Source organism: Acinetobacter sp. 102, assembly GCF_037028485.1.
In the GTDB taxonomy this organism is placed as follows: Bacteria; Pseudomonadota; Gammaproteobacteria; order Pseudomonadales; family Moraxellaceae; genus Acinetobacter; species Acinetobacter higginsii.
Genome location: NZ_JAZEZK010000001.1, coordinates 224971 through 249592 on the forward strand (window position 1 = coordinate 224971; position 24622 = coordinate 249592).

General features: G+C 40.4%; 19 protein-coding genes. All 19 read right to left on the reverse strand.

Going from position 1 to position 24622, the window contains the following annotated elements; all coding sequences use genetic code 11:
- Window positions 1-13: 13 nt before the first annotated feature.
- Complete coding sequence (locus WA352_RS01120) at window positions 14-1720, reverse strand: ABC transporter ATP-binding protein (RefSeq protein WP_033134515.1); 1707 nt, start codon at window positions 1718-1720, stop codon at window positions 14-16.
- 8 nt (window positions 1721-1728) lie between these two features.
- A complete protein-coding gene (locus WA352_RS01125) occupies window positions 1729-2580 on the reverse strand; it encodes a glycosyltransferase family 2 protein (protein WP_241345200.1) in 852 nt (283 codons plus the stop codon).
- Window positions 2581-2591: 11 nt separating this feature from the next.
- Window positions 2592-4505 carry a tetratricopeptide repeat protein gene (locus tag WA352_RS01130; protein ID WP_033134513.1) on the reverse strand — a complete coding sequence of 638 codons (1914 nt, stop codon included), beginning with the start codon at window positions 4503-4505 and terminating at the stop codon, window positions 2592-2594.
- Between the two features lie 72 nt (window positions 4506-4577).
- Window positions 4578-5000, reverse strand: coding sequence for a pilin (locus WA352_RS01135; protein ID WP_336140998.1), 423 nt, complete (start codon window positions 4998-5000; stop codon window positions 4578-4580).
- Between the two features lie 415 nt (window positions 5001-5415).
- Entirely contained in the window at window positions 5416-5976 is a 561-nt protein-coding gene (locus WA352_RS01140) for a TPM domain-containing protein (protein WP_033134511.1), read from the reverse strand.
- Window positions 5970-7040, reverse strand: coding sequence for a TPM domain-containing protein (locus tag WA352_RS01145; RefSeq protein WP_241345201.1), 1071 nt, complete (start codon window positions 7038-7040; stop codon window positions 5970-5972). The genes WA352_RS01140 and WA352_RS01145 overlap by 7 nt, the downstream gene beginning before the upstream one ends.
- A 36-nt stretch (window positions 7041-7076) precedes the next feature.
- On the reverse strand, window positions 7077-7667 hold the full coding sequence (locus tag WA352_RS01150) for a LemA family protein (protein WP_033132630.1): 591 nt from the start codon (window positions 7665-7667) through the stop codon (window positions 7077-7079).
- Between the two features lie 177 nt (window positions 7668-7844).
- Entirely contained in the window at window positions 7845-8735 is an 891-nt protein-coding gene (locus WA352_RS01155; protein ID WP_032865077.1) for a metal-dependent hydrolase, read from the reverse strand.
- Window positions 8736-8849: 114 nt separating this feature from the next.
- On the reverse strand, window positions 8850-10259 hold the full coding sequence (locus WA352_RS01160; protein WP_336141000.1) for an MFS transporter: 1410 nt from the start codon (window positions 10257-10259) through the stop codon (window positions 8850-8852).
- Between the two features lie 181 nt (window positions 10260-10440).
- Window positions 10441-11862 (reverse strand): FAD-dependent oxidoreductase, encoded by a 1422-nt coding sequence (locus WA352_RS01165; protein ID WP_336141003.1) that lies wholly within the window; start codon window positions 11860-11862, stop codon window positions 10441-10443.
- Window positions 11863-11933: 71 nt separating this feature from the next.
- Complete coding sequence (gene gltB / locus WA352_RS01170; RefSeq protein ID WP_171068213.1) at window positions 11934-16412, reverse strand: glutamate synthase large subunit; 4479 nt, start codon at window positions 16410-16412, stop codon at window positions 11934-11936.
- A 453-nt stretch (window positions 16413-16865) separates the two neighbouring features.
- A complete protein-coding gene (locus WA352_RS01175) occupies window positions 16866-17729 on the reverse strand; it encodes a hypothetical protein (protein WP_005317664.1) in 864 nt (287 codons plus the stop codon).
- A 19-nt stretch (window positions 17730-17748) separates the two neighbouring features.
- Window positions 17749-18831, reverse strand: coding sequence for a 3-dehydroquinate synthase (gene aroB, locus WA352_RS01180; RefSeq protein ID WP_005317661.1), 1083 nt, complete (start codon window positions 18829-18831; stop codon window positions 17749-17751).
- Window positions 18832-18851: 20 nt separating this feature from the next.
- The gene (gene aroK / locus WA352_RS01185; protein WP_005201348.1) at window positions 18852-19412 is read right to left on the reverse strand and encodes a shikimate kinase AroK; all 561 of its coding nucleotides are present in this window, start codon (window positions 19410-19412) and stop codon (window positions 18852-18854) included.
- A gap of 19 nt (window positions 19413-19431) precedes the next feature.
- The gene (gene pilQ, locus WA352_RS01190) at window positions 19432-21615 is read right to left on the reverse strand and encodes a type IV pilus secretin PilQ family protein (RefSeq protein ID WP_005317656.1); all 2184 of its coding nucleotides are present in this window, start codon (window positions 21613-21615) and stop codon (window positions 19432-19434) included.
- Between the two features lie 16 nt (window positions 21616-21631).
- The gene (locus tag WA352_RS01195; protein ID WP_005317654.1) at window positions 21632-22159 is read right to left on the reverse strand and encodes a pilus assembly protein PilP; all 528 of its coding nucleotides are present in this window, start codon (window positions 22157-22159) and stop codon (window positions 21632-21634) included.
- A 2-nt stretch (window positions 22160-22161) separates the two neighbouring features.
- On the reverse strand, window positions 22162-22899 hold the full coding sequence (locus tag WA352_RS01200) for a type 4a pilus biogenesis protein PilO (protein WP_005317651.1): 738 nt from the start codon (window positions 22897-22899) through the stop codon (window positions 22162-22164).
- On the reverse strand, window positions 22896-23546 hold the full coding sequence (locus tag WA352_RS01205) for a PilN domain-containing protein (protein ID WP_005317648.1): 651 nt from the start codon (window positions 23544-23546) through the stop codon (window positions 22896-22898). Before WA352_RS01205 ends, WA352_RS01200 begins: the two co-directional genes overlap by 4 nt.
- Window positions 23546-24604: a pilus assembly protein PilM gene (locus tag WA352_RS01210; protein ID WP_004803903.1), complete on the reverse strand. Its 1059-nt coding sequence runs from the start codon at window positions 24602-24604 to the stop codon at window positions 23546-23548. Before WA352_RS01210 ends, WA352_RS01205 begins: the two co-directional genes overlap by 1 nt.
- Window positions 24605-24622: the final 18 nt, after the last annotated feature.

Sequence of the window (24622 nt, forward strand, 5' to 3'; positions counted from 1 at the left end):
ATATATTCCTGACTTATAAAGTAATAATGTGATCACAGTTCGCAACAGCACTTTCTCTATGCGCAATAATCACTATGGTTTTTTTTCCACTTAAATTTTTAATTGCTTCATTTACTGCATGTTCAGTTTCAATATCTAATGCACTGGTTGCTTCATCCATAAATAAAATTTGCGGATTCTTATATAATGCACGAGCGATTCCAATACGTTGCCTTTGACCACCAGATAACATTACCCCACGCTCACCAACTTTTGTTTGATACGCTTGTGGTAATTGCTTCACAATAAACTCATCAATCTGAGCCTGTTGTGCAGCAAATCTAACTGCCTGCATATCGATTTGCTCGACATCAAGACCAAATGCGATGTTTTCTGCAATACTTTTGTCCGCTAGATAAATGCTTTGCGGTACATATCCTACAATTTGATACCAAGCCTGTATATTATTCTGATTTAACTCAACACCATCAATTAGGATTTTTCCATTATTTGGGTGCAATAAACCCAACATAATATCCATGAGTGTACTTTTACCACTGCCACTCTTACCCACAATTCCTATGCTTTGATTTTTTAGAATATTTAAATTAAAATCATCAAAAACCAAATGATCAGAACGACTTGAGTAAGAAAAACATATATTTTCTAATTGGATTATTTTTTCAAATTTAAGTTTATAGTCTGGCTTAAAATCTATTTTTTCACGCTCTAATAAAAACTCATTTTTTATCACATTAAAAACGTTTTGAGAAAATTTTATTTGTGAAACTGCTCTATATATATTTTGTGCGGCGGGTAACATTCGATAAGCAGCTATTCCATACAATCCTAATATAGGTAAAATATGAGAGATTTCTTTACCAGAGACAACTAATGTGATAGCAAGAATAATAATACAGCCATACCCTATCGTCTCCACAATATGTAGAGGGACTTGACCTAAAGTTTCTTTCGTTGCTAAGTGTAGTGAATATAGTCTTGAACTATGATCCACTTTCTCAATGTATTGTTTTTCTGCATGATTAATTATAATATCTTTAATACCACCCAATACTTCCGAACAAGCTTGATAGCGTATTTCATTTGCCTCAACAAAACTTTGGCCTATCCGATCAAGAACTTTTTTCACACTTAAAAAAATAATAATATAAAAAAACATTAATATAAATGCAGTAGAAATTGCCATTATAGGATCATAACAAACTAAAATAGCAATCACACACAGGATAACAACACTATAAGCAATCAAAAACAATATAGGTTGAATAATCCCCCGAACAAGTTCATCTACTTCTGACAATATATTTTTTATCAAGTTTGAGCTATTTTTTTCAATAAAAAATTCATAAGGCTGTTGTAAGTAAATTTCTAAAAGTCGAGTTGAAAAATAATGCCGCTGTAGGTTAGAAAATCTATATAATGCATATTGAGTAATAATCTTAATAACGGTAGAACAAATAACAATGATAAGTGAAATTACACCTAGGTATACAATAAATTGACGTGTATCACTCACTAATAAAATTTTTGAAATTTTTTGAAGCAATAAATTGCTTTCTATAACTGTAGGATTCGCTAATACGGCGAGAAAAGGCATAATTGAAACAACACCAATTGCTTCAATACCTGCCATAATAACTACAAGAATAAGAACAACCAATAGTTTTCTTTTATCAAGCGGTGTCAAAATTTTCCACAACTGTATTAATATACTAAACACAGTAATTCCTACTTATTATCTTTATACATGAGGGCAGTCACTTGCTCAGAAATTAGCCCCATCAAAAATATCATCACACTTCCCGTGTAAAGCAATGCACTCATATTAGTAAAACGATGATATTCATAAAGTGTATAGCCATACCAACTTGTTGCAATCAGAAATAATACAACAGCTATCGGTAAAAACATCTTTAAAGGTGAAAATAGAGTTGCTATTTTAAAAATGATAAGAAAAAAACGTATTCCATCTTTTAATGGATGAATATGGCTTTTTCCAATTCGTTTAGCAGCATGGATTGGAATATAAGCGACTGAATACCCTGCTCTAAAAAATGCCATAGTACTGGTCGTTGGATAAGAAAAACCGTTGGGTAACAAATAGAGAAATTCTCTAAATTTCTCTGCACGTACTGCACGCAAGCCTGAAGTGAGATCTTCTACTTTATGTTCTGTCATATAAGTCGCTAAATTATTATAAAGTGTATTTGCAATACCACGACCAACACTTGCTTGCGAACCTTTTTGTCTTGCACCAACAACTAAATCATAACCTTGCTCAATTTTTTCAATTAATCGAGAAATATCATTAGGATCATGCTGTCCATCAGCATCCATAAAAACAATCACATCCCCTGTTGCTACTCTTGTACCCGTCTTAATTGCTGCACCATTACCTTTAGAATAAGGATGCGTAACCACCACTGCCCCTGCTTTTTCTGCGACTTCTTTTGTGCTATCAGTTGAACCATCATTGACAACAATGATTTCATAAGCAATATCTAATTGCCTGATCTTTTCAACTGTTTTTCCAATCGCCCCTGCTTCATTTTTCGCGGGTAATACTATACTAATATTCAACTGATATTCCCTCATTTTTTGTTTTGCAACTTTTGCTGCAAGACTTCCCTTAAACGTTTAATTTCAAAATCATATTCGCGCTGAGTACGTTTTAATGTTTTAGTATCTTGCCGACGATAAATTTCCTCTACTTTATCAAGCAAAATTAATGCTTCATCGTAATATTTTGCAGAACCTAACTCAGCTACCATCATCATTCCAGCTTCAACATCATTATAGCGTAATATAGCTTCTAAATATTGATTCAAAGCTAATTCAGGTTTACTTAGTGCTATATAAATTTTTGCTTTTAAATAGGGCATTAATCGCTGAAATAAAGGGAATTGATTATATTTTGCATTTTTTTCTAATGCAGATATGAGTGAAAGAGACCAATTTGCATATTTCAAAGTTTGTGGATTATCGACAGTAAATTCAACTAACGTTCTTAAGGCCTGTATTGCTTGCGCATCAAAAGGTTGTTTTTTTAATCGGTTTGCTGTTTGTTCAAAGTCATCAATTGTTGCTACACCTGCATATACTTTCTGTAAAAGTAAACGCATATTCAGTAATGCACTATCAGGCAATCTTTGCATCGCCTTTTGCACATATTGATTCGCTTCAAATAAATTCCCTTTATCAAATAAAACGGCTGCAATTGCATTTTGTGCTCTGGGCGAATCTGGAGAATTTTTTGCCCAATAAAGTTGTAATCGATCTGTATTTCCCCAGAGTTTGGCTCGTTCATAAGTAAAAAAGGACAAAATAGATAAAATCAATAGAATGATAAAATAGACTAACCTAGCATCAATATATTTTTTTAATGAATAAAAGCCACTAGCAATAGGTAAAAATAAAAAAATAGCTGATAAATAGTTCCGATGTTCAAAATATAATTCTAATCCAATAACTGTAGATTCCATCAAATGTGCAGCAAAGAAAAATAAAATCGCTAATGCACATAAAGGATATTTTCTTTTAAATATTAACACCAACAGCAATAAAATAAATAAAAAAACTATAGAATATAATGTTGTAATTGGCTGAGTTAATGATTTTGAGATATAAAAACCATCTTGATAAAGACCTTTCAATTCAACTTGAGGAACAATTAAATTATATAAATACTCACTTACAATACGAGCTTCACTATAGAGACGTTCAATCATATTAAAATTACGATTGGGCCATGGATGAGCTGAAAAATCCATATACTTTATAAGTAATAGAGTAATTGTAATAGAAGGTAACCATAAACAGACTGCTCGCCATTGCCATCTTGGTTTATTTTTTTCTTTATTTGGGTTACAAAATTCTATGACTAAAATAAGTAAAGGTAATAAAGCACCATTTTCTTTACTAAAAGTTGCTAAAACTGTTCCTAACCCAATACTTAAACTCATCAATATATAAGCAGGAATTGATTTTTCAGATAAAAATAAGCGTGCTTTTAAGTACCCCACTATTCCAATTAAACTAAATAGTGTAGCAAGTTGAGCCATACGTTGTATAACATATAGAGTTGTTGAAACGAAATAGGGGTGTAACAACCAAATTGCTGTACTGACTAATGCAATCCAAACTGCTTTTTGTTCTTGGTATTGATAGTTTCTTAATAGCAGTAATATTGCCCAACAGAGGAAAACCCCATTGAGTAAATGAATCATCAAGTTAGTATATTTAAAAGGATAAGGATCTGTTGGCCAAGTATTCGCATCAATTAAAAAACTTGCTAATGAAATCGGACGACCTGTAGGCCCTGCAAAACCATTAAAAATAAATGCTCTAGTTTTATCCCAACTATCAATTACCCCATATGTTCCAAGATCCTGTAAATTAGGATAATCATCAAATAAATAATCACCTTTTAAACCAACTGAATAAATAAAGATACATATAAATAAAGATAAGAATAATACAATACCAGAATAATATTTTTTATACATATTTAACTCATATTTGGTTTAAATCAATAAAAAACGCCCATTCAAGATGAGCGTTTTCAAGTCAAATATATATTAACGACAATTAGATGGAACTAATTTAGGGTCAATAGTACCCACTTTACATTTCCACTGGATTGCACCACCAGCAGTTGTCGGACTTAGAACAAGAGTTTTACCAGTTGTATCATCAATTTTTGTATTATATGCAACCGTAATTAAACCACTATCTACAGTAACAGATGTTACAGCATTACCAGTAATAGCACTTGCAGCAGCTAAACCTGCGCTTGCGTTATTTGCAGGATAACGGTTATTCGATGAATAGAATTCTGTTACTGCAGTTTTTGCCCCTCCTGCGAGGTTAAGTCCTTCTGAAACGTGCGAACGTTTCGTATAGTTTTGATATGCAGGAATTGCAATCGCCGCCAAGATACCGATAATCGCGACAACAATCATCAATTCAATAAGAGTAAAACCCTTTTGCATTGTGTTCATAACATTTCTCCAATGTATAAATTTTTTATAAGCTTTTTTGCAGCTGCTTTGTATTTAGCATGTTTTATGCCAGTCCTTAGCTTAGCCAATTTTAACCTAAAAAAACAGAGACTTAAAAAAAAATCATATTGGATAAAATAAGATCAATTTAGACACTTTAAGAAAAAAAATGACAAATAACGTCATCTTTACTGTTTAATTATTCTTTTTTTTAGCGAACGAATTTGACTATTTTCTACTTGTATGTAAATTGAGCGACTCAATTCACAGAAACTTTATTAATATTTTTTTTACCGCTTATCAGAAGGAAATTGCAACAAGCAGCCGATTGCAAATTTTATATACAGAACATTCTGCACAATAATTGATTTTAAACAAAACAACAAGCCCTATTTTTAAATGACAAGATCGCGTTTTAATTTAAAATAATTGGTTCATTCGGCAATTCATTTTGATCGTCCAGATCTGTTTTTACATAATACTGATCTAATACCTGTCCAATTTCAGTAACCCCTTTATTCACGGCCTGTAAATATTGCTTTTGAGCTAACATCTGTACAATGTTTTGGCAAATCCCATTCCATGTTTCAGTCGGTGTGGCATTTTTTAAACCGCGATCAATCACAATTTCGACTTTGCGCTCGCATAGATTGAGATAGAGCAATACACCACTATTCAGTTCAGTATCCCAAACTCCCAGTTCAGCAAACAGTTGTTGCGCGCGTAAACGGGTATTTTGATGGTAAGCCTGTGAACACGGAATGTGTCCTTCAATCACCACCTGAATCTCCCCCACATGCCCCTTTTCCGCTTCGTGTACTGCTTTGGCAATCTCGACTCGATCTTGCTTATTGAAATAACGATGCGCCGACGAAACATAAAGGAAATGCTTGAACCAGCGTTTTAAACTTGGCTGTACATGCTCATCTAGTTTAGGCTGAGTAATAATCTGTGTTGTATCTGTCTTGGTTACCATGAGCCTGATGCTCCTCCCCCGCCAAAGCTACCGCCGCCACCACTATAACCACCGCCACTGCCGCCGCCAAATCCACCTCCGCCGCCACCGCGACCACCACCCGATAGAAAGGCTTGGAAAATCAGTTGCGCCAACGAGGTGATCAATAAAAAGAAAATCCCAACACCGAGCAATAAGCTCATCACCAGACCCGCACCGTTGACCAAACCTGCAACAGTTGCAGCCACAGCTGCGGTGGAAGCACTTAAACGATTACCGACAATAAATGAACCGACGACACCAGCTACCAGAATGAATAACGCCATAGTCAAAGTATTGTCTTTAGCCTGCTGTGCTTGTATCGCTTGTTCATGTCGATCTTTCAATTCTTGTGCGGCTTGCTGCGCAATCTCTGGGTCTAAGTTAACAATGCGACTAATTTCATCTAATCCCGCAGAAATACCTTGTGCGTATTGCCCCTGTTTAAAGTAGGGTGTGATTTGATTGCGGATAATCCGACTCAATACCACATCAGGCAGTACGCCCTCCAAACCATAACCCGTCAAGATCTGGATATTACGATCATTGACTGCAATCGCCATCAGTAAGCCATTATCACGTTTTGCTGAGCCAAGCTGCCATTTTTCACCAGCACGCAAGGCAAAATCAAAAATGGCTTCCTGCCCAGTGGTTGGTACGATAATCACCCCGATTTGCGCTTTGCCTTGCTGATACAGACTGAGAATTTTCTGATTGAGTTGCTGCATTTCAGCAACACTCAATACTTTGGCCTGATCAATCACGGGTTGATTTAAAGTTGGCAAACCACGAATCGATTCGCCCTCTGCCATGTCATTGACCACTTGGGGCAATGCAGGAGTTTCAGCATTTGCCAAGGCTGGTGTAGTCGTCGTTTTATTCTTTTGCTGTTCTTGAATAATTTTACCCGCAACAAGCACATCACTTTGATCAGTTGCGGTCGCGACTTCAGCCCAAACCGTATGTTGGAAAAACAGTGTCGCAAAAATAATGGTTAAAACAGCTAAGATTCGCTGCTTTAAGCTCTGCTTAAACACGTTCAACATACGGTAACTCCTCACAGTTCGAAACAATTTCAGATATTAATTAAATGAAACTGTTGGCGCTTGCTGTGCAGACTGTTCCGCTTTAAAGTTTTCTTTGGTTTTCATGCCAATGACTTTAGCCGTCAACGCTTGAGGGAATTGACGGACATAGCCGTTGTAATCTTGAACCGTGGTAATATAACGGTTACGCGCAACCGCGATACGGTTTTCAGTCCCTTCAAGTTGTGCTTGTAAATCACGGAATTGCTCATTGGCTTTTAAGTCAGGATAATTTTCTGAAACCGCAATCAAGCGCGATAATGCACCCGTCAATTGGCTTTGCGCTTGTTGGTATTTCTCAAATAGCGCTGGATCTTCCAACACTTCTTTATCAACTTTTAAGCCCGCAACATTAGAACGTGCTTGTGTGACTTCAACCAAAACCTGCTCTTCATGTTTGGCATAACCTTTCACCACATTGACCAAATTCGGCACAAGATCGGCACGGCGTTGATATTGGTTTTGAACTTCAGACCAAGAAGCAATCACAGCCTCATCTTTGACTTGCAGAGTGTTATAACCACAACCTGTAAATAACAGTGTGCTTGCCAATACAGTTGCCAATGCGGTTTGTTTGATGATTTTCATAAAAATTTATCCTCAAGTTTTTCTTTATATTTTTGCGATAATTCATTGTAATGAGATTTTTTGTCGGCTGTGTAACATTTATTAACGTTGCTTTATCTGAATTTAAATAAAAAAGGCATTACTCAAGAACCTTGATGTAATGCCATGCTAAGCAACTTTAATGGTATTGGATGATGATTAACTATAAATTTTAGAAGCAGTTTCTTCTTGGAAACTTGCCATCCCATATTCATCTGCCATGCGTGCTTTCCAGTAATTCACCAATGCAGTGTAATCGTGTTTTGCTGGATGAAAATCAGCTTGATAATAAGATAAATACTCAGGAATCAACTGTAATAGCATTTTACTCAGTAAATACATACCAAACAGATTGCCACCCAATTTCGGTAAGCTCTTCCATTTATCCTGCCAGATCAACCGCGTGGTCGCATAAAACGTCAGGCTGGCAAAGCCTGTCGTCACACTCCGCATCAGTAAACGGCGAATACGATCATCGCCATATACTTCTTGGTAAACATCAAATGCCACCGAACGATGCTCGATTTCTTCAATTGCATGCCAGACCCAGAGCTTCATCGCATCATCATCTAGTGTACTGAGTATTTCTGGGTGTTTTAAAATATAGCCACCTAACATTGCAGTAAAATGCTCAAAGGCACAGGTCAAAGCCAGTTGCAATTTCGGGTGAATATTTCGCAGCATATCATCCCGTTTCGCCAACCACGCCTGAAAACGATCAAGATTATAATCCTCACGTCGCCAAGCATCGTTAAACTCGGTATGTGCTTTGGAATGCATCGCCTCTTGCCCAATAAATGCCGCAATCTGCGCCTGTAGTTGAGGATCTTGCACTTTATCTCGGACATTACGCACACTATTCACAAAATACTGTTCTCCAATTGGAAATGTTGAAGACAGTGCTGTTAATAGATGTGACATTACTGGAGAATTGGCAAAATAATGACGTTTGATTTTTTTCGGATTAAATTGCAAACGTCGTACTGTAATTCCCAATGCTTTAGGGCGATTTAAATAATTTTTTTCCACATTCACATTTGCAAGAGCCATCTCGATTGCCTGCATCATTTCCTAGCCTGAGTTCGAGTATTGCGCTGGGAAAATGGCAAAGACAGGGCAAAAAAGCTTATAAAGTTTGCCAAAACTACCAAAATGATGACTGGTCTATGACGATGAAATCGGTGCGACACATTCTTCTTGTTTAATTTTTCTCAAGCTCCATATGGCTGCAATAAACAGTCCGCCCATGGTGGCAACCACACTATGAAAAGCCAATAACTGGGCCTGAGCCATAGAATAATGCAGTGTTTCAACGGTCCATTGAATAATTAATGCTGTCAGGGTCCCCAATACTGCAATGCCAAAGGTCAGGCCAAGCTGCCTGAGCATATTTAATATTGCCGCGGCAAAGCTGGCATCTGCCTGCAATACTGCATGCAGGCTCAAGGTACTCGAACTGGGTACAATCAATCCAATGCCTGCACCCATCAGGCCACTTAAGCCAATAAACAACAGATAAGATGAATTACTCTGGAAACTGACCATCGCGATCAATGCAACGCCTGAGATCAGCAAACCAATCCGAAGCAATGACAATGCTCCATAACTTTGCTGCAAGCGACCAAACCAAATGGAAACCACGGCCTGCATTAGGAATTGCGGAGCGATTAACCAGCCTGCTTGCGCTGCACTTAAATGAACTTGTTCCTGATAAAACAAAGCAAAGACAAATAAAGAGCTATAGCCTGCAAATCCCAATAAAAATGAAATCAGGTTAAAACGCAAAAAAATGCGGTTGCGAAATAAATGACGTGGCACCAGAGGGTGCGAGGCTTTATTTTGATGTCGAATAAAAATCAGAGCAAAGACAATCGAGATGAGAAAAGTAAAACTGATCAAATAACCGATATGGGCCTGCTGTACCATGATAATGCTATAGGTCAATGTTGCGATTGCAATCACGCTATAAATCAACCCTAAATAGTCAAAACTTACTTTTTGCTGGCTTAAATCTGGTTCAATCCCTTTCCAGCCTAAAAACAAGGCCAATAATCCAACGGGTAGATTTAACCAAAAAATACTCTGCCAGCCTAGATAATGCACCATTAGGCCACCCATCAGTGGCCCAACAATCAAGGCAAAAGCACTGAATGAACTCCAGTTGCCAATTTCTCGTGCCTTGCGATTGGCTTGGGTAAAGTGATGTACAATGATTGCAAGGGTTAAAGGAATCAGCATCGCCCCCGCAATGCCTTGGATCACTCGCCCAACAATCAATAAGCTAAAATCTGGCGCAGCGGCACAAATCACCGAGCCAAAAATAAAGATCACGACACCGACTAACCATAAGCGTTTACGTCCCAACCATTGGCTTAAAGCCCCCACCGCCAACATTAAACTCGACATACTCAGCGCATAGCTATCAATCACCCACTGTAAATCGGCGAGATGACTATGGAACTGTGTCTGAATTGCAGCTAAAGCCAGATTGACACTGCTTAAATCCACCAAGCAGAGAAAGGTACTGGTATACAGTGCGGCAATTAACAGCCTGTCATTGAGTTTCGATGTCATTATTTTATCCACCCAACACAAAATAAGAATTATTATCATTAACAGCATAGCAAGGTATTGACTGCTTGTTAAAGTTTTTATTTTCTTAGTTCATAAAAGCAAATATCATCAACCATCGACAAAATAAAAAAGCCCAAGCACGAGGCTTGGGCTTTTAACAACTTAAATATCTAAAATCGGTTTAGACACCAAGATAATCCAAGATACCTTCAGCAGCTTGACGACCTTCCCAGATCGCGGTTACAACCAAGTCAGAACCACGAACCATATCCCCACCTGCAAAGATTTTTGGATTCGAGGTTTGGAATTTGAATTCTTGCTGTTCTGCCGCAACCACACGACCTGAACCATCTAAACTCACATTCGCACCACCGAACCAATCCGCTGGACTTGGACGGAAACCAAATGCCAATAATACGGCATCCGCTGGTAGAACTTCTTCAGAACCCGGAATCGGTTCAGGGCTACGACGACCACGACTGTCAGGCGCACCCATTTGTGTGGTTACAACCTTAACGCCAGTCACTTTGCCATTTTCACCAACAATTTCAATTGGCTGACGGTTGAACAGGAATTTTACACCCTCTTCATAGGCATTCTTCACTTCACGTGCAGAACCTGGCATGTTGCTTTCATCACGACGATAAGCACAGGTCACATCATGTGCACCTTGACGCAATGAGGTACGGTTACAGTCCATCGCAGTATCACCACCACCTAGAACAATTACTTTTTTACCGTCTAGATTGATGTATTCGCTTGGATCTTTTTCCCAACCTTGACAACGATTCACATTGGCAATCAAGAAATCCAGAGCATCATGCACACCATTGAGATCTTCACCTGGGAAACCACCTTTCATATAGGTGTAAGTTCCCATTCCCATAAATACAGCATCGTATTCAGTCAGAAGTTGTTCAATCGTTACGTCAACACCAATCTCGGTATTTAAACGGAACTCAATGCCCATTCCTGTAAAGATTTCACGACGACGTTTCATCACATCTTTTTCCATTTTAAATTCTGGAATACCAAATGTGAGCAGACCACCGATTTCAGGGCGTTTATCAAATACCACTGGTTTTACGCCACCACGCGCAAGAATATCTGCACAGCCTAAGCCTGCTGGACCTGCACCAATGATCGCAACTTTTTTATCAGTCCATTTAACCCCAGACATATCTGGGCGCCAGCCTAATGCAAAAGCCGTATCATTAATATATTTTTCAGCATTACCAATGGTCACTGCACCAAAACCATCGTTTAAGGTACAAGCACCTTCACACAAACGGTCTTGTGGACAAACACGACCACAGACTTCTGGCAAGGTATTGGTTTGGTGGCAAAGTTCAGCCGCTTGGAAAATTTGCCCTTCTGCAATCAGCTTTAACCAGTTTGGAATGTAGTTATGTACAGGACATTTCCATTCACAATACGGGTTACCACAGCCTAAACAACGGTGGGTCTGATTCGCAGCCACTTCCGCAGTAAAAGGTTTATAAATTTCCACAAACTCTGCCTTGCGGACAGTAATATCTTTTTTCTCTGGATCTTGGCGTGCTACATCCAGAAATTGAAAGTCATTATTCAGGCGCTCTGCCATGTCTCTCTCCGTGGGTAGGCGCAGCGATGTCCCTCATCTCTGCACCTGCCTATGTCTATGCAGTCGTGGAATTATTGTGGATCGGCTTGGGTTGTTTTCAAAAGCGTTTGTAAATTAGCAGCTTTTGGTTTCACCAGCCAGAACTTACGACTATAGAAGTCGAACTCATTACGGATCTTGTAAGCCCATGCACTACCCGTCTCTTGAATATGTTCGTCAAGAATACGCAGTAGGTTTTCTTTGTGGTCTTCCATCGCCTCTGTAGAGATACGATTTAGATCAATAAGTTCGTGGTTATAGTAGTCGACAAAGTCATTATCAAGGTCAAGTACATAAGCAAAACCACCGGTCATACCTGCACCGAAGTTATGACCCACTTTACCTAATACTGTTACCACACCACCCGTCATATATTCACAACAATGGTCGCCCGCACCTTCAATCACAGCAAATGCGCCTGAGTTACGTACCGCGAAACGCTCGCCCGCAGTTCCCGCAGCAAAGACTTTACCGCCAGTCGCACCATATAAGCAGGTGTTACCAATGATCGCAGTATTTTGCGTTTGGAATGGCGAACCTTTTGGTGGGAAGATCGATACTCGACCACCCGCCATACCTTTACCGACATAGTCGTTGGCATCACCTTCCAGTTTGATATGCAAACCACCCGCATTCCAAACACCAAGCGATTGACCTGCTGTGCCGACAAGGTTCATCACCACTGGGCTGTTTTCCATACCCAAGTTGCCATAACGACGTGCAATTTCACCTGAGATACGTGCACCAATCGAACGATCACAGTTACCGACGGTGAAGTTGAATGAGCCACCAGCACCTGCTTCAATTGCCGGTAACATCTCTGCCACCATTTTCTCCGCCAACACACCTTTATCGAATGGTGCATTACCTTGAACTTGGCAATATTGTGCCTTGCCTTCAGCAGAAGGATGCGACGTTAATAGTGCACTGAGGTCAAGATGTGCGTGCTTATCTGTTTCACCAGGTAAAACTTCAAGTAAATCGACACGACCAATCAAATCTTTCAATGATGCAACACCAAGTGCAGCTAACCATTCACGTGTCTCTTCAGCAATAAACTTGAAGAAGTTGATCAGCATTTCTGGCTCGCCAATATAATGCTCTTGACGTAAATGATCTTGTTGCGTTGCAACACCAGTCGCACAGTTATTTAAGTGACAAATACGCAGGTATTTACAACCTAATGCAATCATCGGTGTCGAACCAAAGCCAAAGCTTTCAGCACCTAAAATTGCTGCTTTCACCACGTCTAAACCTGTTTTCAAACCACCATCAGTTTGAACACGGACTTTACCACGCAAATCGTTCACACGAAGTGCCTGATGTGCTTCACTTAAACCCAGTTCCCACGGTGAACCCGCATGGTGAATCGATGAAAGTGGCGATGCAGCGGTACCACCGTCATAGCCAGAAATGGTAATGAAGTCGGCATAGGCTTTTGCAACACCTGCTGCAATCGTTCCAACACCTGGCTCAGATACCAGTTTGACCGATACCATTGCTTGCGGATTGACTTGCTTCAAGTCAAAGATCAATTGCGATAAATCTTCAATTGAATAAATATCATGGTGCGGTGGCGGTGAAATCAAGGTCACACCTGGTACTGAGTAACGTAAACGCGCAATTAAGCCATTCACTTTACCGCCTGGTAACTGACCACCTTCACCTGGTTTTGCACCCTGTGCAACCTTAATCTGCAACACTTCAGCAGAAGTTAAGTACGCAGGAGTGACACCAAAACGACCAGATGCAATCTGTTTGATTTTCGAGTTACGAATCGTGCCATAACGCGCAGGATCTTCGCCGCCCTCACCTGAGTTTGAACGACCGCCAATGGTATTCATAGCAATTGCAATTGCTTCATGCGCTTCTGGTGATAATGCACCTAAAGACATACCCGCAGAGTCAAAGCGTGGCAAAATATCTTCAATCGTTTCAACTTGATCTAATGCAATCGAATTTGTTGTTTTTAACTTAAATAAGTCACGGATCGTTGCTACAGGACGGTTGTTGACTAGTTCTGCATATTCTTTAAAGTCAACATATTGACCAGAACGTACCGCTTTGTGCAATGAATTGATCACGTCAGGGTTGAACGCGTGGTACTCTTTACCAAATACGAATTTAAGCAAACCACCTTGATCAATCGGTTTACGATGCTGCCAAGCTGTGGTTGCTAGTTTTTTCTGATCTTTCTCTAAATCTGCAAATGTTGCACCTTGAATACGGCTCGGTACACCAAGGAAACATTTGTCCACCACTTCAGATGATAGACCGACCGCTTCGAATAACTGACCACCGCGATAAGAGGCAACGGTAGAGATACCCATTTTAGAAAGGACTTTGAGTAAGCCTTTTTCCATCCCTTTACGGAAGTTTGCTTGGGCCTGAATTGGATCACCCAATAACTCGCCTTTTGCAACCAAATCATTGATCACATCATAAGCCAGATATGGATAAACCGCTGTCGCACCAAAGCCAAGCAAAACTGCAAATTGATGTGGGTCACGTGCAAAACCAGTTTCAACTAAAATGTTCGCATCGGTACGCAAACCCGTTTTAATCAAATGATGGTGTACCGCACCTGTTGCCAATGCTGCGTTTGCAGGTAAGAAGCCTTCACGGAAATTTTTATCCGTTAATACGATTAAGGTTTTACCATCACGTACAGCCTGTGCTGATTCTTCACAGATACGTGCGATTGCTGCTTGCAGCCCTTCAGCTTCAACATAGTTCAGATCAATATCTACAACGCCATAACCTTCGCGCTCTTTTTCAACATCGCGAAGCTGCTGCATTTTTGAATTAGACAATACAGGGCTTGAAATGATGATACGGTCTGCATGCTCTGGACCTTGCTCGAACACATTCTGTTCGCGGCCCAAACATGTTTCCAATGACATCACGATCGATTCACGTAATGGATCGATTGGTGGATTGGTCACTTGTGCAAACTGCTGACGGAAGTAATCAGAAACATGGCGAACTTGACGAGACAATACTGCCATTGGCGTATCATCACCCATTGAACCCACTGCTTCCTGTCCACTTTCAGCGATTGGACGTAACAGTTGATCGCGCTCTTCAAATGTCACCATAAACATTTTCTGAGCTGCTTTTAATGCATCGCCAGTTAAGCCTTGATCAAGCAATTGCTCTTCAAGCTGTGGATTGGCTTGTAAACGAATCGCATGATCACGCAACCATTCACGATATGGACGCATATTTTTTAAGTGATTGCTGACATCTTTAGTCTCAAGCACTTTGCCTGTTAAAGTATCAATCACTAAAATTTGACCTGGACCAACGCGGCCTTTAGACACCACATCTTCAGGTTCATAGCCCCATACACCAATTTCTGATGCAAGCGTGATGTAATCATTCTTGGTGATCACCCAACGTGCTGGACGTAAACCATTACGGTCAAGCATACAGATCGCATGACGACCATCTTGAATCACAAGTCCTGCTGGACCATCCCACGCTTCCATATGCTTAGAGTTAAACTCATAGAAAGCACGTAAGTCAGCATCTAAAGTCTCAACGTTTTGCCATGCTGGTGGAACCAACATACGTAGTGCACGGAACAGGTCCATACCACCACCAACCAAGATCTCAAGCATGTTATCCAAGCTTGATGAATCCGAACCAGTACGGTTCACAATTGGATTTAACTCAGTTAAACCTGGTAGTAATGGGTTTTCAAATTTTGGTGTACGTGCCAATGCCCAGTTACGGTTTGCAGTAATGGTGTTGATTTCACCATTGTGCGCCAAATAACGGAAAGGCTGTGCCAATGGCCAACGTGGTAAGGTATTGGTCGAGAAACGTTGGTGGAATACCACAATATGTGATTTTAATCGCTCATCCGCCAAGTCAGTATAGAAGTCAGCAATGGCCGCTGGCATCATCAGCCCTTTATAGGTGATAACAGTCGTTGCTAAAGTCGTTACATAGAAAAGTGGATCATTTTGTAATTGTTGTTCTGCACGACGACGAGCCAAGAAGAGCTTACGATTAAACTCAACTTCAGTTAAACCCATCGGGCAGTTCACGAGGATTTGTTCAAATGCAGGTAAGGATTGTAGTGCAATCTCACCCAAAGCATCATTATTGGTAGGTACAACACGCCATGCTGCAACAGTTAAACCTTCAGCAGCAATTTCTTTATTCAAAATATTTTTGGCATTTTGTGCTAAAGCAGGATCAATATTTAGGAATACCGTACCAGCAGCAAAAATCTCAGTCAGGTTACTGCCTAATTTCTGTGCTTCTTCACGGAAAAATTGTTTTGGCATCGCCAATAACAATCCGCAACCATCTCCTGTCTTACCATCCGCGGCAATACCACCACGGTGCGTCATGCAACTTAAACTGTGAATCGCAGTTTCGACCAGATGATGGCTTGAGTCACCCTTCATATGGGCAATCAGACCAAAACCACAGTTATCCTTAAACTCATCAGGCTGATATAAACCTTGAGCGGGAGCTACAGTATTAGGCGATGGCATGTGCATAGCGTACCCTTCTTTCAACATGGCTCTTTCGAGCAACAAACAATCAATTCATTTTCTGCGATATTGCCGATTAACTCATACAAAGTTCAATGCTTCGCGAAAACATTTTTCATGGCGAATTTGCAATATACGTCTTTCCTTTACAAGATTGCACCCTATAAAGTGTTTTCAGTTATTACACCTTCACCTAGGTTTGTAAAGCACAAAAACTTTCCATTTCACCCAATTAATGAACTGTTTAGCACAAAACAGGGCAATGAGCAGACAAATTAGCACCACGAAAAAGCAAAAAACATGCCATATATGCATGTTTTTACTAAATCATTAAAAAAGTTAAAATAACATCAAGATACGCAGAAGAATGCACTCATTTTTGCGCACAAAAATGCACCAAAAACTTCCACGATGCTATAAAAAGAACCACAAACGCACAATTATGGTGCGGTACTAATTAAAAGGATCACTCACTTCACGCTTTGAAGCATCTGAATTTTCTTTTATTTTTTCAGCAGTTGCAGGTGGTTTTGGTGCCGATTGAGTCTGTTTTACATTGACTACATTACCCTGCGCATCACGCTGTGTAACTGTGGTCTTCACCGCCGATGGTTCCGTGCTACGTACAGCAGTTGTACTCTGAGACGCGCTGCTTCCCATCAGTAAACTCTCATCTACCCTAGGCAATGCCGCTGGTCTTAACTGAACTGCATAAAGTTGATTGGTTGCTGACTTCATTTCGTCAGCACCTAGATCGTTCACTAAGGCCGTATAACTTGAGAATTGATGAGCCGTTGGCTGAACAGATTCTGGTAGGGCTAGATTTAATTGTGCAAATTGGCGGCTTGCATCTTCAGCACTACCAAACACACCATACGCAAGCACATATTGCTCAACCTGATCTTCACCACTCAAACGAAAATACACGAACTTTCTGCGATCTTCACGGTTCAATAGAAAATTTTTAACAATCGCTTCGTCTGAACTACGGAAAATTTCCATGGTCCATCGCTGCTGATTTTCTTTAATAAATTTAGTGCCGCGAAATTCAGGTGCATGATCATTGGAAACAACGACACGCGTGGTTAAATCCAAGGGCTTAACTTCGTCCGAAAGAGCGCCTAAATGAGCTGTCGCAGCAACCTTTTCTGGCTGAATTTGGACTTGGGTTTCGGTTTGGGATGGCTGCTCTTCTTTGACCAACACCTGACTATCGGTAATACCCCAAAATATCAATGCAGCTATTAAACAAGCGACGGCAAAAACCAGCCAGCTATATTGTTGAATATTTTGCCAAATTGATCGTGATACAGCCATGCTTTTCCCAAATGATTAATTATGCAGATTGATTTGCAAGAATAGATTGTTTCATCAGCTCAACATCAAAATCTTTGGTAATCACTGCTTGCCCTAATTTCTTCAATAAAACCAAGCGCAATTGACCATTTAAGACTTTTTTATCGTGCGACATATAAGCCAAGAATTCATCTAATGGAATTTTCGGACATGATATCGGTAAATGAGCACGTTGAATGATATTTTTTGTACGTTGCACATCCTCCACAGAGATCCAACCTAAACGCTGCGACAAATCTGCAGCCATCACCATCCCTGTTGCTACCGCCTCACCATGTAACCAGGTACCATAACCTAGATAGGATTCAATTGCATGGCCGAAAGTATGCCCAAGATTGAGCAGCGCACGCTCACCCTGTTCTTTTTCATCATTGGCTACGATACGTGCTTTATGCGCACATGAACGAAAAACTGCTTCAGCCAATAGATTTGCATCACGAGCAACCAAAGCATCCATGTTTTGCTCTAACCAAACAAGAAAATCAGTATCGCCCAATAAAGCATATTTAATCACTTCAGCCAAACCCGCAGACAGTTCACGATCAGGCAAGGTATCCAGTTGCGCCATATCTGCTAGTACCACTTGTGGTTGCTGGAAAGCACCCAACATATTTTTACCTAAAGGGTGATTAATTCCCGTCTTACCACCGACACTAGAATCCACTTGTGATAATAACGTGGTGGGCACCTGAACAAAATTCACACCGCGTTGGAAGCAAGCCGAGGCAAAACCCGCCATATCACCAATCACGCCACCACCTAAAGCCAATACCGTACAATCACGGTTAAACCCCGCTTCGAGCAGAGCATCGAAAATTAAATTCAAGTGCTGGATATCTTTATATTTTTCACCATCAGGCAAAATGCATTGCGCCACTTGTTTATCCAACTGGGTTAATGCATTCACATAATGTTCGAGATATAACGGTGCAACAGTGGTATTGGACACTAACATGACTTGTCGGCCATGTAGATATGGCTCAAGTAAGCTTTTAGGGTCTAAATGACTACCAATAAAGATTGGATAACGGCGATCACCTAACTCAACATGTAACGTTTGCATAAACTTAAACCAACCAGAGACTACTTAACTTGTTTAGATAAAATGACGTGTAAAATACGTTGCGCTAAATCCCGTGCTGCACCTTGATTTGTTTCAATTATATAATGTGCAACCTCGCGATATAAAGGATCGCGGATCGTCAGTAGATCACGTAATTTTTGCTCTGGATTTTCGACTTGTAATAATGGGCGATTTTTATCGCGATAGGTTCGCTGTAGCTGTAGCTCTACAGGCGTATAAAGATAAACAACGATACCACGTTGTTTTAAAAATTCACGATTCTTCGCTTGAGTAACAACTCCACCACCGGTCGCCAACACTAATAATGGACGGGAAGTGAGATCATTTAAAACATTGGTTTCACGCAAACGAAATCCAGCTTCCCCTTCTTTTTCAAAAATCCATGGAATGGTCGCGCCTGTTTTGCGTTCGATCTCATGATCGCTATCAATAAAATCTCGGCCTAACAATTCTGCTAAATGTCGGCCAACTGTTGTTTTCCCTGCCCCCATCGGCCCTACCAAATAAACATTTGGTAGGGTTTCAAACGCTTTGCTTGGCAACGCGCCACCTATATTCATTGCAATTATTGAAAATATATTAATGATTTCTAGTCAAAGTGTCATTAACAATTCTCGGCGTCACAAAAATAAGCAGTTCACGTTTATTATCCGTTTTCATATCTCTACGGAATAATCGCCCGATATATGGTAAATCACCCAAGAAAGGCACTTTCACTTGAGAAGTGATATTTTCCTGTTCAAAAATACCGCCGAGAACCACCGTTTCACCATTATCGACCAATACATTGGTATCAATTTGATTTTTATTGATGGTAAGTTGCCCAGTCGGTGTTGGTGTACTTTGCGAGTCTTTGGTAATGTTCAACTTCATCATGACTTTACCCTCAGGCGTAATACTTGGGGTAACATCTAGACTTAAGGTTGCATCAATAAACTCGGTTTTCGGCACTGCATTGGCGCCACCACCCGTAGAAGAGGTATAAGGAATTTTCTTACCTGATTCGATTTTTGCAGGCTGCTTATCTGCAGTCATGACTTTAGGTGTTGAAATCACCTCACCATAACCATCCGCTTGAACAGCTGATAACTCCAGATCCAACATAAAATCAGATAAACTAATCAAACCAAAAGCAATACGACTTGCACCAGGTGTCACCGCACCTAAATCCACATTGAGGTTATCAGGACGCTCAATTTCATATTTCCACCCCCCCGTATTACTGTCCTTAGTCGGTTTTCTCAAATCCCATAATGTCTGATCACTACCACCAACCAAAAGATCATTATTATTTGTAATTCCTTGCGATAAAATCCCCCACTTCACCCCCATTTCTCGGGTAAAATCGGTACTAGCGCTGACAATCCGTGCTTCAATCATCACTTGCTTAACCGAGACATCAAGTAAATCCACCATTCTACGGATTTTATCAATATTCTGGGCAGTATCATTAATAATCAGGGTATTGGTTCGTGTATCAGCAACTGCACTGCCTCGTGAACTCAATAAACTTTCCAAAGCTAAAGCATCTGTATTTGCATTTGCCGCTCTACTCCCTGATGCACCCTTACCATCACGGGCATCCTCTATTAATTTCAATATATCAGCAGCTTTAGAATAACTTAGTTTAATGTACTCAGTCTGAATCGGTGCTAGTTTCACGCTTTGCGCAATCGCTTTAGCTTCTTCTTCTTCCGCCTTAATCAGTTCAGATACTGGTGCAATCCAGATTACATTACCATTACGGCGTTTATCCAGATTTTTAGTTTTGAGCACAATATCGAGGGCCTGATCCCATGGCACATCCTTAAGACGCAGTGTGATATTGCCTTGTACCGTATCTGCTGCCACCATATTAATACTGGTAAAATCAGCCAATAGTTGTAACACTCGACGTACTTCAATATCTTGAAAATCTAAAGAGATTTTATTCCCAGTATACGTTTGTGTCTTGGCTTTGGCTGGAGAATTATCTATAGGCCGTTTCAGACTAATAGTGAGCTTATTCTCTGCCTGATAAGCCATATACTCATAGCTACCCGCAGATTGAATGGTAATGACGCCATTGCCTTTATCATTATAAGCATCAATACTGGCCACAGGTGTTGCAAAATCATTGGTATTTAAACGACGGGCTAAATGTGTCGGAATTTTATTCCCTGCTGTACGCACGACAATTTTACTGCCTTGTTGTTGCACATCCACAGGAGTATTATTCCCCAGCAAATCAATCACAACCAAGCCTTCACCTTGGTTGCCTCTTTGGAAACCAATATTTGACACACCTTGCTGTACCTGGCGCGCAGCGGCAGCAGGTGTATTTATAGCAGCAGGTTTGGCTGAGTTAATTTTAAGAACAAAGGTATTGCCTTCAACACGTGTAGTAAATGCACCCGCATCTTTTAAATTCACAATCACACGTGAACGCTGATCATCCGATGCAACCTCAATCGAACTCGCTTCAGCGGTTGATACTGGAATCGAGTTTTGCTTTAGACCCTGTTGTGACTTATCAAAGTCCAGAATCAAACGAGCAGGTTGTTCAAGTTGATAAGCTTGCGGTTGTGGTGGAAGGCCATTAAACATCACACGAATTTCCGTGCCTTGATCACCCAAACTCATTGGTACGATATTGGTCATACTCACTTGCGCTGATGCCACTTGCATCACCGCAATCGCAATCGCACCCATAGAAAATTGACGGAATGCATGATTCATGGTCTTCGCTTCCCCAAATAAAGAATCTTTAAACTGTTTTTTCATTTTTATTCCCTTAATCTTACGGCGCTGGTCCAATTAAAACGAGTGTACGAGGTCTCTCGACATAGCCTTCTCGACCATCAGGTACAATCTCCACCAAATCGATTTGGGTTGGGCTAATTTTAATAATACGCCCTTGATTCATCCCCAAATAACTTCCGACCTGCACACGTTCAATTTGACCGTCTGGTGTCTGAATCAGGGCAATGGTATTGCTGGTTTTACCACGCAGACTACCCTTCATATTCAACGATTCCAGCGCATAACTTTCTAAAGGCTGTGGCTGGCGATTAAAATTCGGATAAACCCGTTTCCCCGCCATAATCTTCAATTCAGCAGCCAATGAGCTTGGCATAAATGGACTTTTAAGCTGATGGGCTGAGTAGTTAAACAGAGGCACAGGGGTAAAAACAGGTGCGGGCTCAATCGGCAAAGGCGGCTGATTACGAATGTCTGCCATCTTTTGATTCACTGCATCAATACGTGAATCACACCCAACCAAACTCGCTCCAATGAATAAACCCAGTAATAATTTATAATTTTTCACTACTATTTCCCTCCTTGTGCAGGTGGAGTAGTTGCTGCTTTAGCTGTACCAACAGTATTCTTTGTTTGCTCATCCGCCCCAACATAACGATATGTTTTTGCTTTAACGCTATAGTTCACCACAGGGATATCAGATTTCTTTTGGGTATCGGCTGTCGCAACAACCGTAAAATCATGCAAAGTTACAATTCGTGGCAATGCTGCAATACCCGTCACAAAGGCACCAAAAGCATGATAATCACCTGTGGCATCAATACTGATTGGCTGCTCAATAAAAAACTCTTGTTTGATTTCATTTTCTAAACGAATATTTTTAAATTTCAGTCCTGAATTCACACCGGTTAAGTTGATATCCTCAACCAAACTCGGAATTTCAGTTTCTTTCGGTAATTGCTCTAACTGTTGATTAAAGTTGGCTTCCATTTCTTGCAATTGGGCTTGATATTGTTGCAAATTACGTAACTTTGAATCTTTTTCTTTAAACTCATTCAACAAGCTCTGTTCTTTAGCCTGTTCATTGGTAATCGATTCAAGTTGTGACTTAATCACCACAAAATAACCCAATGCTGCAACCGCCAAGAAAACAAAAATCCAGCAGGTAATTTTGACCGATAATGGCCAACTGCCATAGTTATTCATATCCAGCGTATTAAATTGCTGGAAGAATTGGTCTACCGTCATTTTCTTTTTCTTCACAGCAACGGTGTCTTGATTTAAATCATCCGATTTATCTAACTTCATTTTGTCACCCCTACTGCCCCTGATGCTGCAACGTCTGACGTTGGTTCAGCCTCAGCAGTTGTCCCGATTTCACCTAAATCTACAGTGACAACAAAGCTTCCATAATTTTCCTCAACCCGAGGCACCAAAGAACTTGCTGTTTTGTCTTTATTTTTGTTTTCATCCACGGCAAGGAAGGAATTCATAAAGGCATTGCGATACCAAGGAGAAGCTTCTAGATTACGTAGAAGTTCAGCCACCGTATTTGGGCTTTCAGCTTTTCCTTCAATCGTGAATTTATCCCCTATACGACTAAACTTGGTTAAGTACATGGTTGGAGGAGTGACCCGTACCAACTCATCAACCAAACGTACCGTAACAGGACGTTGTCCTTGTAAACCTTGAATCAGTTTCATGCGTTCAATAATCGCATTACGTCGTTCTTGTAGGCCATCCAATGCTTTTAATTGAGTATCTAAATTCTGATTGGTACTCACAATCAGTTGATTGGCTTGTTCCTGATCATTCAATTTATGATCAAAATATATCCATCCCGAAAAAACTGATGCAACCCCTAATGCAGCAACCCCAACACAAAATGCGACAAACTGTTTCTTTCTTTGTTCTCTTAGCTCATCACGCCAAGGGAGTAAGTTAATCTTTGCCATTAATCAAAACTCCTCAATGCCAAACCACATGCAACCATCAAAGAGGAAGCATCGTTTTCAATTTTTTTAATATCAATTTGGGGAGAAAAACCCATTTGTAGGAATGGATTGGCAATGGTGACACGATAACCGAGTTTTTGTTGTAATAGCTTAGCTAGGCCTGGAATATTGGCATTCCCACCAGCCAGTAAAATATGATCAATTTCATTGAATTGAGAAGATGAAAAGAAGAATTGGAGTGAACGTGCGGCTTGTTGTACGACGGCGTCCAAGAAAGGTTCTAGGACTTCTGTGTCATAGTCATCGGGCAAGGTTCTTTCTTTTTTAGCACGACCAGCTTCTTCAAAAGAAAGGCCATAGCGACTTTGTACATCTTGGGTCAATTGGCGGCCACCAAACACTTGCTCACGTGTATAGATGATCTTGCCTTTTTGCATGACAGATAAGGTCGTCATAGTATGACCAATATCCAAAATGCCCACCGTATTTGCGCCCATTGGTAATGTATCTGCAAACACACTGAACGCACGTTCCATAGCATAGCTTTCAACTTCTGCAATTTTTGCAGTTAAACCCGCCAGTTCAAGCACTTCTACACGCGTGTCTACATTCTCGGTGCGCGTTGCAACCAAGAGCACATTTACCCGGTTTGGATTGGCCAAACGATCAGGTAAAACTTCAAAATCTAGGCTCACTTCATCTAATGGGAACGGAATGTATTGCTCAGCATCCATACGAATTTGAACTTCTCGTTCTTCATCCGTCATGTCAGCATCCATCTCGATGATCTTATTAATGACCATCGATGTTGGTACTGCAATCGCAACATTCATGGTGTGAGGATTTGCAAGGTTTACCACTCTCTCAAGCGCATCCCCTACCGCCTCTGGATTCAGTATGCTTTTTTCAACCACGCTGCTTTCAGGCAATGGCATCACTGCATAACTTTCAACCCAATATCTACCGTTCTTTACAGAGAGCTCCAATAATTTAACAGTTGTCGAACTAATATCGACACCCGTTAACCCCTTATTTGGTTTACGATATAACCTGAGCACAGTACTTTCCTATTTATT